This window comes from Pseudomonas sp. FW305-28, from assembly GCF_017351395.1.
Classification (GTDB): Bacteria; Pseudomonadota; Gammaproteobacteria; order Pseudomonadales; family Pseudomonadaceae; genus Aquipseudomonas; species Aquipseudomonas fluorescens_AA.
Genome location: NZ_JACNDD010000183.1, coordinates 1 through 12,147, shown reverse-complemented (window position 1 = coordinate 12,147; position 12,147 = coordinate 1). Strand labels below are relative to the sequence as shown.

The following is a 12,147-nucleotide window of genomic DNA, read 5'->3' as shown; positions in this document are numbered from 1 at the left end:
GGCCGATGAGTCCGGCGAGAAACGCTTGGTGGGCTATGTCATTGCCCAGCCGGCGGTTACGTTGAGCGTGGCCGGGTTGCGCGAGCAATTGTCCGCGACCCTGTCTGAGTACATGGTGCCTGCGGCGTTCGTGATGTTGTCGGCGTTCCCGTTGACACTCAACGGCAAGGTGGACCGCAAGGCGCTGCCGGCGCCGGACGCCGAGGCTTACGCGAGCCAGGCCTACGCGGCGCCCCAGGGCGAGACCGAACAGGTCTTGGCCGGTATGTGGGCCGAGTTGTTGAAAGTGGAGCGGATCGGTCGCCACGATCACTTCTTCGAGCTGGGTGGCCACTCGCTGCTGGCGGTGACGCTGATCGAACGCATGCGCCAGGCCGGCTTGAGCGCCGACGTGAGGGTGCTGTTCAGCCAGCCAACCTTGGCCGCACTGGCCGCGGCGATTGGCAGCGGCAGGGAAGTCCGCGTGCCGGCGAACCTGATTCCTTTGGACTGTGAACACATCACCCCGGACTTGTTGCCCTTGATCAACCTGTCCCAGGAGGCCATCGACCGCCTCGTCGCCACCGTTCCCGGTGGTGCGCGCAACGTGCAGGACATCTACCCGTTGGCGCCATTGCAGGAAGGCATCCTCTATCACCACCTGGCCGCCGAGCAGGGCGACCCCTATGTGTTGCAATCGCAATTCGCCTTCGACAACCGTGAGCGCCTCGATGCCTTCATCGGCGCACTGCAAGTGGTGATCGATCGCCACGACATCTTGCGCACCAGTGTGGTCTGGGAAGGCTTGGATGAGCCGGTGCAAGTGGTCTGGCGCCAGGTGGTGCTGGCGCCGCAGTGCATCGTTCTCGATGCCACGGCCGGCGACATCGCCACGCAATTGGCCAGCCGTTTCGATGCGCGTCACAGTCGCCTGGATTTGGGCCGGGCACCGTTGTTGCACCTGGCTTACGCCCGGGACGAGGCCCAGGATCGCTGGGTCGCGATCCTGTTGTTCCATCACATGGCCCTGGACCACACCGCCCTGGACGTGATGCAGCATGAAATGCAAATGCACCTGCTGGGCCAGGACGAACACCTGGTCGCATCGGTGCCGTACCGCAACTACGTGGCCCAGGCCCGCCTGGGGACGAGTGAACAGGAGCACGAAGCGTTTTTCCGCGACATGCTTGGCGATATCGACGAGCCGACGCTGCCATTCGGCCTGGCCCAGGTTCAAGGCGACGGGCACGGCATCGAAGAAACGAAGGTGTTTGTCGATGACGCCCTGAGCCAGCGCCTGCGCACGCAAGCCCGCCAGCTGGGTGTCAGTGCCGCCAGCCTGGTCCATTTGGCCTGGGCCCAGGTCCTGGCCGTGGCGTCGGGCCAGGAGAACGTGGTGTTCGGCACGGTCCTGCTGGGCCGGATGCAAGGCGGCGACGGCGCCGATCGGGCCCTGGGCATGTTCATCAACACCTTGCCGATCTGCGTGCCCGTGAATGAGCAAAACGTGCGGGACGCGGTGAAGACCACCCACGCGCGGCTGACCGGGTTGCTGGGCCATGAGCATGCTTCCCTGGCGTTGGCCCAGCGCTGCAGTGAGGTGGCCTCGCCAGCGCCGCTGTTCAGTGCGCTGCTGAACTTCCGCCACAGTTCGCTGCAGGTGACGGATGAGGGTTTGTCGGCCTGGAACGGCATGCAAATGTTGTCCAGCGAGGAACGTACCAACTATCCGCTGACGCTGAACGTCGATGACCTGGGCGAAGGCTTCAGCCTGACGGTGCAGGTCGAGTCCCGGATCGGGGCGCAACGTATCTGTGACTATGTGCAGGTGGCCCTGCAGAGCCTGGTTGATTCCTTGGAGCACGCGCCGCAAACGGCGGTGCACAACCTCGCGGTATTGCCATCGGCCGAACGCAAGCACCTGTTGGAAACCTGGAATGCGCCAGAGGCGACGTATGCCCACGACGCGCTGATCCATCGCCAGTTCGAGGCCCAGGTCGCGACGCAATCCGACGCGGTGGCGGTGGTGTTCGAGGATCAGGTTCTGACCTACGGCGAACTCAACGCCCAGGCCAACCAGCTCGCCCATCGCTTGTTGTCGCTGGGCATTCGCCCGGATGACCGGGTCGCGATCTGTGTCGAACGCGGCTTGGACATGCTTGTCGGCCTGTTGGGGATCTTGAAGTCGGGTGCCGGCTACGTACCGCTGGATCCGGCTTCCCCGGCGGAACGCATCGCCTACATGCTCGAGGACAGTGCCCCCGTGGCGATCGTGGTGCATGCCGCCACCCAGGCGCTGCTGGCCGAAGAGTCGGTACGGCTGATCGAACTCGATAGCCCGGCGTTGCGCAGCCAGTCCACTGCCAACCCGCAAGTACCGGGCCAGACCTCGTCGCAGTTGGCCTACGTGATCTACACCTCCGGCTCCACCGGGTTGCCCAAGGGCGTGATGGTCGAGCACCGCAACGTCGCACGATTGTTTTCGGCGACCCAGCCCTGGTTCGAGTTCGGCCAGCAAGACGTCTGGGCACTGTTCCATTCCTTCGCTTTCGATTTCTCGGTCTGGGAAATCTGGGGTGCGTTGATCCATGGCGGACGCCTGCTGGTGGTGCCACAGCTGGTCAGCCGCTCCCCGCAAGACTGCTACGCGCTGCTGTGCCAGGCCGGTGTGACCGTGCTCAACCAGACGCCAAGCGCCTTCCGGCAACTGATCGTGGCCCAGGGCGAAAGCGATCTGCGTCACAGCCTGCGCCAGGTGATCTTTGGCGGTGAAGCGCTGGAAACCGCGATGCTCAAGCCCTGGTACGCCCGTGTAGCCAATGCTGGGACACAGTTGGTGAACATGTACGGCATTACTGAGACGACGGTGCACGTGACCTACCGTCCCCTCGAAGCGGCCGACGCGCAGTTGACGGGCGTCAGCCCCATCGGCAAGCGCATTCCCGACCTGCAACTGTATGTGCTCGACGCCCGGCGCGAGCCGGTGCCGGTAGGCGTGGTGGGTGAGATGTACGTGGGTGGCGCGGGCGTGGCGCGGGGTTACCTGAACCGGCCCGAGTTGACCCAGGAACGCTTTATTGCCGACACCTTCAGCGGGGGGGAAGGGGCACGCCTGTACAGGACCGGCGACCTCGGCCGCTGGCTGGCCGACGGCAGCATCGAATACCTGGGCCGCAACGACGACCAGGTGAAGATCCGCGGTTTCCGCATCGAACTGGGCGAGATCGAAGCGACCTTGGCCGCCTGCGAGGGGGTCAGCGACGCGCTGGTGATAGCCCGTGAAGACGCGCCGGGGGACAAGCGCCTGGTGGGCTATGTCATTGCCGCAGACGGCGCGCAATTGTTAGCCGCTGAGCTGCGTGCGCAATTGCTGGCTTCGCTGGCGGACTACATGGTGCCCAGCGCGTTTGTGGTCCTCGAGGCGTTCCCGCTGACCACCAACGGCAAGCTCGACCGCAAGGCCTTGCCGGCGCCGGATCAGTCGGCAGTGGCGACCCGCGAATACGAAGCGCCGCAAGGCGAGGCTGAGACGGTCATTGCCGCGATCTGGCAAGACCTGCTGGACCTCGAGCGGATCGGCCGTCACGACAACTTCTTCGAACTGGGCGGCCATTCGCTGCTGGCGGTGAAGCTGCTCGAACGCATGCGCCATGTCGGCTTGAGCGCCGACGTGCGGGTGCTGTTCGGCCAACCGACGCTGGCGGCCCTGGCTGCCGCGGTGGGCGGGCACACGGAAGTCGTGGTGCCGGGCAACGCTATCCCGGACGGTTGCACGCGGATCACCCCGCAGATGTTGCCCCTGGCCGACCTGGACCAGGACGCCATCGACCGGATCGTGGCCATGGTCCCGGGTGGCGTGGCAAATGTGCAGGACATCTACGCCCTGGCGCCGTTGCAGGAAGGGATCCTGTATCACCACATCGCCGCCGCCCAAGGCGATCCCTACTTGCAGTACGTGATGTTCGCGTTCGACAGCTTCGCCCATGTGGAACACTTCACCCAGGCGCTGCAAGCCGTCGTCTGCCGTCACGATATCCTGCGCACCGGGGTGCTCTGGGAAGGCCTGGCCGAGCCCGTGCAGGTGGTCTGGCGTGAGGCGCGGCTGGTGGTCGAGTCGGTTGACCTGGATCCGGCGGCCGGGGAGGTTGCCACGCAGTTGCATCAGCGTTTCGACCCTCGGCACTATCGCCTGGACATCCGCCAGGCGCCGCTGATGCGAGTCGCTTATGCGCAAGACCCGGCCAACCAGCGCTGGGTGGGCATGCTGTTGTTCCATCACTTGGTGGACGACGCCACCTCGCTGGCCGTGCTGTCGGCGGAGATCGAGGCGCACATGCTCGGCCAGGCACAACGCCTGCCGGCATCGGTGCCGTATCGCAACTACGTGGCCCAGGCTCGGTTGGGCGTGAGTCGCGAAGCCCATGAACGGTTCTTCCGCGACATGCTCGCCGATGTCGACGAGCCGACGTTGCCGTTCGATTTGCAGGATGTGCAAGGCGACGGCAGCGGCATCGAAGAGGTGCGCCAGGAGGTCGAGGCCGACCTCAGCCGTCGGCTGCGGCTCCAGGCACGTCAGCTCGGAGTGAGCGCGGCGAGCCTGTATCACTTGGTCTGGGCCCAGGTACTGGGCACGGTGTCGGGTCGCGACGACGTGGTGTTCGGCACCGTGTTGGTAGGGCGGATGCAGGGCGGCGAGGGCGCCGACCGTGCACTGGGGATGTTCATCAATACCTTGCCGTTGCGAGTGAGCCTGGGGCAGACCGGTGTCCGTGCCGGTGTGAAAGCGACCCATGCGCGCCTGAGCGCGTTGCTCGGCCATGAGCACGCCTCGCTGGTGCTGGCGCAACGTTGCAGCGGCGTGGAGGCGCCGACGCCGTTGTTCAGTGCCTTGCTCAACTATCGCCATACCGGCGCGGCGGCTTCAGCCGAAGCGCTGTCGGCCTGGGACGGTATCCGGGTGCTCAGTGGTGAGGAGCGGACCAACTACCCGCTGACGTTGTCGGTGGATGACCAGGGCGAGGCGTTCAGCTTCAGCGTCATGACCCCGGCGCGCATTGGTGCGCAGCGGCTTTGCGGTTATGTGCAAGTGGCGCTGGAAGGCCTGATCCAGATGCTTGAGCAGACGCCAGAGGCGCCGTTGCACCAACTGTCGATCCTGCCGCCGAGCGAGCGTTTGAAACTGTTGGCCGAGTTCAATACCGGTGGTGCCGAAGACCCGCAGGAGCAGACCGTTCTCGGGCTGTTCGAAGCCCAGGCCCAACGCACGCCAGACAGCGTGGCCGTCCTGCATGGCGAGCACGCGTTGAGCTATCGCCAGTTGGACGCGCGAGCCAACCAGTTGGCGCATTACCTGCGCAAGCAGGGCGTGCAACCGGATTCGCGCGTGGCGATCTGTGTCCAGCGCAGCGCCGAGATGGTGATCGGCTTGCTCGCGATTCTCAAGGCGGGCGGTGGTTATGTGCCGTTGGATCCGGCTTATCCCGCCGAGCGGATTGCCTACATGCTGGCCGACAGCGAGCCGGCTGCGGTACTGGCCCAGGTAGCGACCCGAGGGCTCTTGTCGCAGGTTCAGGTGCCACTGATCGACCTGGACGACGGTCCATGGCAAGACGAGCCGGAGCATACCCCGCAGGTCACCGGCTTGACGCCGGCCCACCTGGCCTACGTGATCTACACCTCCGGCTCCACTGGCTTGCCCAAAGGGGTGATGGTCGAACATCGCGGCTTGCGCAACCTGCTGGACTGGTACCTCGAAGACCTGGCTTTCCACGCCGGCGACGCAGTGCTGCTGGCGTCCTCCTACAACTTCGACCTGACCCAGAAAAACATCCTCGCACCGCTGATGGTCGGGGCCACCCTGCACCTGGCCGCCGAACCCTTCAACCCCGGCGCCATCGTCGCCCAGGTCGCCGAGGCCGGGATTACCCACCTCAATATGTCGCCCAGCGCCTTCCACGCACTGGTGGACGCCGACCACGGGCAAGCCCTGGCCTGCCTGAAACGGGTGGTCCTGGGGGGCGAGCCGATCCAGGTCGCCATGCTGGAAAAACTCGCCCAGCCACGGCCCACGGTGATCAACAGCTACGGGCCGACCGAGTGCAGCGATGTGGTCGCCTGGTACACCGCCGACAGCGACCTTGAGACCTACCGGCACCAGTCGATCCCCATTGGCCGGCCAGTCCGAAACATGCAATTGCATGTGCTGGACGCCCACGGGCAACTGCTGCCAGTGGGTGTACCCGGCGAGATCCATATCGGCGGTGTCGGTGTGGCTCGCGGTTACCTCAACCTGCCGCAACTCAGCGCCGAACGCTTCATCGCCGACCCGTTCTACGGCAAGGCCGACGCGCGCCTGTACAAGACCGGCGACCTCGGTCGCTGGTTGCCTGACGGCACCCTGCAGTATCTGGGACGCAATGACGATCAGGTGAAGATCCGTGGGTTCCGTATCGAACTGGGCGAGATCGAAGCCAAGCTCGCCCAGCACGACGCGGTGAAGGAGGCTGCGGTGCTGGTCCGTGAGGACGTACCGGGGGAACAACGCCTGGTGGCCTATTTCACCCAATACGCGCCGGGCGAAGCGGCGGACATCGACGCGCTGCGTACCTGGCTGTTGGCCCAACTACCGACCTTCATGGTGCCGGTGGCCTATGTAGGCCTCGACGCCATGCCGCTGACCCCCAACGGCAAGCTCAACCGCAAGGTACTGCCGGCGCCGGACCTGGAGGCTTTCATCACCCGGGGCTACGAAGCCCCCATTGGCGAAACCGAAATCACACTGGCCCAGTTGTGGGCTGAAGTGCTCAACGTAGAGCGCGTAGGGCGTCACGATCACTTCTTTGAACTGGGCGGGCATTCCTTGCTTGCCGTCAGCCTGATGGAGCGGATGCGCCAAGAGGGTCTGGAAGCGGATGTGCGGACGTTGTTCGAGCAGCCCACGCTCTCGGAATACGCGGCAACGACAGAAAAAATGGAGATTGTCCTGTGAGTGTGATCGAACTGTTGGCGACACTAAAAGAAAAAGACGTACAGCTTTCAGTCAAGGGCGATCAGCTCGTGGTACGGGGCCGCAAACAGTCTCTTAGCGAGCCGGCGGTGCTGGCCTTGCTGCGCGAGCACAAAGCCGCGTTGATCGAGTTGATCCAGGCCGGGGAATACGATGACAGCAAGGCTGGCGAAATCGACATCCCAGCCAATGCCATCGCGCCCGGTTGCAGGCATATCACGCCGCAGATGCTGCCACTGGTGACCCTCGACCAGCCGGCCATCGACCGCATCGTGGCCACTGTGCCGGGCGGTGCGGCCAACGTGCAGGACATCTACCCGCTGGCGCCGTTGCAGGAGGGGATTCTTTATCACCACCTGACCGCCACCCAGGGCGATCCCTACTTATTGCAGGCGCACTTCAGCATCTCCCGGCAGGAGCGCCTGACGGATTTTGTCGACGCCTTGCAAAGCGTGATCGACCGCCACGATATCCTGCGCACTGCCATCGTCCGCGAGGGGTTGCAAGAAGCGGTGCAGGTGGTCTGGCGCGAGGCCCGGTTGGGCGTCAAGGACATCAGTGCCGACCTCGCCGAGGGTGACGTCATGGCGCAATTGCAGGCGCGCTTCGATCCTCGACATTATCGCCTGGACGTCAGCCAGGCGCCGCTGTTGCTGCTGGTGGTCGCCGAGGACCCAGCCAAGCAGCGCTGGGCCGCCATGCTGCTGTTCCATCACATGGCCCTCGACCACGCAGCCCTGACGGTTGTGCAGAGTGAAATGCAAGCCTACCTGATGGGGCAGGCCGGGCAATTGCAGCCGGCCGCTCCTTACCGCGACTATGTCGTTCGGACCCGACAGGCTGGCCAGCGCCAGGCTGACGAGAGGTTCTTCCGCCAGATGCTGGGGGACGTCGAGGAGCCGACCTTACCCTTTGGCCAGCAGGATGTGCTGGGCGACGGCAGTGCCATTGAAGAAAGCCACCTGGCACTGGCCCCAGACCTCAGTCGCCGCCTGCGCACGCAGGCACGTCAGCTTGGCGTGAGCGCGGCGAGCATTTTTCACCTGGCCTGGGCGCAGGTGCTCGGCGGTGTATCGGGCCGTGACGACGTGGTGTTCGGCACGGTGATGCTCGGTCGCATGCAGGCCGGTGAAAGCATGACCCGGGCCCTGGGCATGTTTATCAATACCTTGCCGTTACGCGTGGGTGTAGGTGCACAGAGCGTGCGCGATGGGGTGAAAAGCACCCACGCCGGGTTGAGCAGCCTGCTCAGTCACGAATACGCCTCCCTGGCCCTGGCGCAACGTTGCAGCGGCGTGGCGGCGCCGGCGCCGCTGTTCAGCGCGCTGCTGAACTACCGTCACAGCGCCAGCGCGGCGCATACCCCCGCGGCTGACGTCAGCCTGGCCTGGGACGGGATGGAGGCCCTGGGCGCGGAAGAACGCACCAACTACCCACTGATCCTCTCGGTGGACGATTTCTCCGATGACTTCGCCTTGTCGGTGCAAGCCACTGCGCTGATCGGCGCGCAACGCATCGGCGATTACATGCAGGCAGCCGTTGAAAACCTGGTCACCGCCTTGGAGTCTGCGCCCGGAGTGATGCTCAACAGCCTGTCGTTCCTGCCAGAATCGGAGCGTGAACGGGTGCTGCTGTCGTTCAACGACACCGACCTTGATTATCCGCGGGAACAACCGATTCATGCCTTGTTCGAGGCCCAGGCCGAGGCGCGCCCGGACGCGCCGGCAGCGGTACAGGGTGGGCAAGTCCTGACTTACCGCGAACTGGACAGCCAAGCCGGGCGTCTGGCCAGGCATCTGCTCGACCTTGGCCTGCAAGCGGGTCAAACCGTGGCGATCCTGCTGCCGCGCTCGCTCGATCTACTGGTCAGCCAGTTGGCCGTCCTCAAGTGCGCGGCGGTGTACTTGCCACTGGACATCAACGCGCCCGGCGAGCGCCAGCAGTTCATGATCGAGGACAGTCACGCCGTACTGGCCTTGACCCACAGCCGCGAAGCCTTGGCGGCGGATGTGCGTCGGGTGGACCTGGACAGTGTCGACCTTCCCGAGCCGGCGGCCCATTACAGCCAGCAACCCGCATCGAGCGAAGCGCCGGCCTACATCATGTACACCTCAGGTTCCACGGGGACGCCCAAGGGCGTGCTGGTGCCACATCGGGCCATCAGCCGGCTGGTGATCAATAACGGTTATGCCGACTTCAACCAGCAGGACCGGGTGGCCTTCGCCTCCAATCCGGCCTTCGACGCCAGCACACTGGAAGTCTGGGCACCGTTGCTCAACGGCGGTTGCGTCGTTGTGGTCGACCAGGACGTGCTGTTGTCCCAGGAACGCTTGCACAGGCTGTTGCTCGAGCAAGCGGTGAATGTGTTGTGGATGACGGCGGGGCTGTTTCACCAATATGCCGACCGCCTGATGGACGTGTTCGCCCAGTTGCGCTACTTGATTGTCGGGGGCGATGTGCTGGACCCCGCGGTGATCGCCCGCGTCCTGCAGGACGGCGCGCCGGCCCATCTGCTCAACGGCTACGGCCCGACGGAAGCGACGACGTTCTCGACCACCTACGAAATCCAGGCCATTGGCGACGGCAGCGTCCCGATTGGCCGGCCCTTGGGCAACACCCGGGTCTACATCCTCGATGCGCAGCAGCGACCCGTGCCCCAAGGCGTGGCCGGCGAGCTGTATATCGGCGGCCTGGGGGTCGCCAAAGGTTACTTGAACCGACCGGACCTGACCGCCGAGAAATTCCTTCTCGACCCGTTCAGCCAGAACGCCCAGGCCCTGATGTACCGCACCGGCGATCTCGGACGCTTCCGGGAGGACGGCAATATCGAGTACCTGGGCCGCAACGACGGCCAGGTGAAGATCCGCGGCTTCCGCATCGAACCGGGGGAGATCGAAGCCCGCCTGGGGCAACACGCTGCGGTGAAAGAGGCGACGGTGCTGGTGCGTGAAGACGTTCCCGGCGAAAAACGCCTGGTGGCTTATTTCACCTTGCATTCAACGGATGACAGCGCGGACATCGAAGCCCTGCGCGCGCACCTGCAAAGCCGCTTGCCGGACTATATGGTGCCGGCCGCCTACGTGCGGCTCGATGCCCTGCCGCTGACCCCCAACGGCAAGCTCGACCGCAAGGCCCTGCCGGTGCCGGATCAGGCGTCGATCGTTACCCGGGGCTACGAAGCCCCACTGGGCGACACCGAAATCACCCTGGCTCGCCTCTGGCAGCAAGTCCTTAACGTCGAGCGGGTGGGACGCCACGATCATTTCTTCGAATTGGGCGGCCATTCCTTGCTCGCCGTCAATCTGATCGAACAGATGCGCCAGGTCGGCTTGAGTGCCGATGTCCGTGTGCTGTTCGGCCAGCCGACCCTTGCGGCACTGGCCGCGGCGGTGGGGGGCGGCAATGAGGTCGAGGTGCCGGTCAACGGCATCACCCCCGATTGTGAACGGATCACCCCGCAGATGCTGCCGCTGGCGACATTGACCCAAGAGGCGATCGACCGGATCGTTGCCGCGGTGCCGGGTGGTGTGCCCAACGTGCAGGACATCTACCCGCTGGCACCGTTGCAGGAAGGTATTCTCTATCACCATGTCTCGGCACAGCAGGGCGATCCCTACGTGTTGCAGGCGCTGTTCGCCTTCCAGGAAAAGGCACGCCTCGATGCCTTCGCCCAGGCCCTGCAAGGGGTCATCGACCGGCACGACATCCTGCGCACCTCGATCATGTGGGAGGGGCTGGAGCAGCCGATACAGGTGGTCTGGCGCAAGGCGCTGTTGAGCGTCGAGCAACTGCAGCTGGACACGTCGGACGCCGATGCCGTGACCCAGCTGCATGCACGTTACGACTCTCGTCATCATCGCCTGGACATTCGCCAGGCCCCGCTGATGTGCCTGCGTTATGCCCATGACCCGGTCAACCAGCGCTGGGTGGCGATGTTGCTGTTCCACCACATTGCCCTGGACCATACCGCGCTGGAGGTGGTGCAGCAGGAAATGCAGGCGCACCTGCTCGGCCAGGCCGGACAATTGGCCGCCGCGCTGCCGTACCGCAACTATGTGGCCCAGGCGCGCCTGGGTGTCAGCGAGGCAGAACACGAGGCGTTTTTCCGCGAGATGCTCGGTGATGTCGACGAGCCGACCCTGCCCCTGGGGTTGCAACAGGTGCAGGGTGACGGTCGCGGCATCGAGGAGGCCAAGCTGGAAGTGGACGCCGTTTTGAGCCACCGCTTGCGGGCGCAGGCGCGGCAGCTCGGGGTGAGTGCGGCGAGCCTGCATCATTTGGCTTGGGCGCAGGTGCTGGGGCGCCTGTCCGCACGGGAGGACGTGGTGTTCGGCACGGTCCTGATGGGGCGGATGCAGGGCGGCGAGGGCGCTGACCGGGTCCTTGGCATGTTCATCAACACCTTGCCGCTGCGGGTCAACCTGGATGAGCAGGGTGCCCGCGCGGGAGTCAAGACCACCCATGGGCGACTGACTGCATTGCTCGGTCACGAACACGCTTCGTTGGCCCTGGCGCAACGTTGCAGCCGCGTCGCCGCACCGGCCCCGTTGTTCAGTGCGCTGCTGAACTACCGACACAGCGCGACCGGTTCGGCTTCAGCCGAGGCCATGAGCGCCTGGCAGGGCATGGAAATCCTGAGCAACGAAGAGCGGACCAATTACCCGCTGACCCTATCGGTGGATGACCTGGGTGATGGCTTCATGCTGAGCGCCCTGGTAGTGCAGGGCATTGGTGCGGCGCGCATCTGCGCCTACATGCACACGGCCCTGGAAAGTCTGGTGCAGGCCCTCGAACACGCGCCCCAGACGCCACTCAACCGACTGGAGATCCTGCCGCAAAGCGAACGTAACCAGCTACTGGAGGATTTCAACGCCACCCAGCGCACCTATCCACATGAGCAAACCGTCCTGGCGCTGTTCGAGGCTCAGGCCACGTACCTGCCGCAGGCGATTGCAGCGGTGCATGGACAGCGGCAAGTGAGCTACGCGCAGTTGAACGAGCAGGCCAACCACCTGGCCCATCACCTGATCGGCCTTGGCGTGCAACCGGACGACTGCGTGGCGATCCTGTTGCCACGCTCCATCGAGCTGCTGGCCAGCCAATTGGCGATCCTCAAGTGCGCGGCGGCCTACGTGCCGCTGGACCGCAACGCCTCCCTGGAG

Annotated in this window: 2 protein-coding genes; both read left to right on the top strand. The window is 64.8% G+C overall.

Annotation, left to right across the window (positions count from 1 at the left end; translation table 11 throughout):
- The coding region (locus tag J4E53_RS31225; RefSeq protein ID WP_207268228.1) for a non-ribosomal peptide synthetase at positions 1-6,967 on the top strand (6,967 nt) is incomplete at its 5' end.
- Positions 6,964-12,147, top strand: a 5,184-nt coding sequence (locus tag J4E53_RS31220; protein ID WP_207268227.1) for a non-ribosomal peptide synthetase, incomplete at its 3' end; no start/stop codon positions are given. The genes J4E53_RS31225 and J4E53_RS31220, both read left to right, overlap by 4 nt.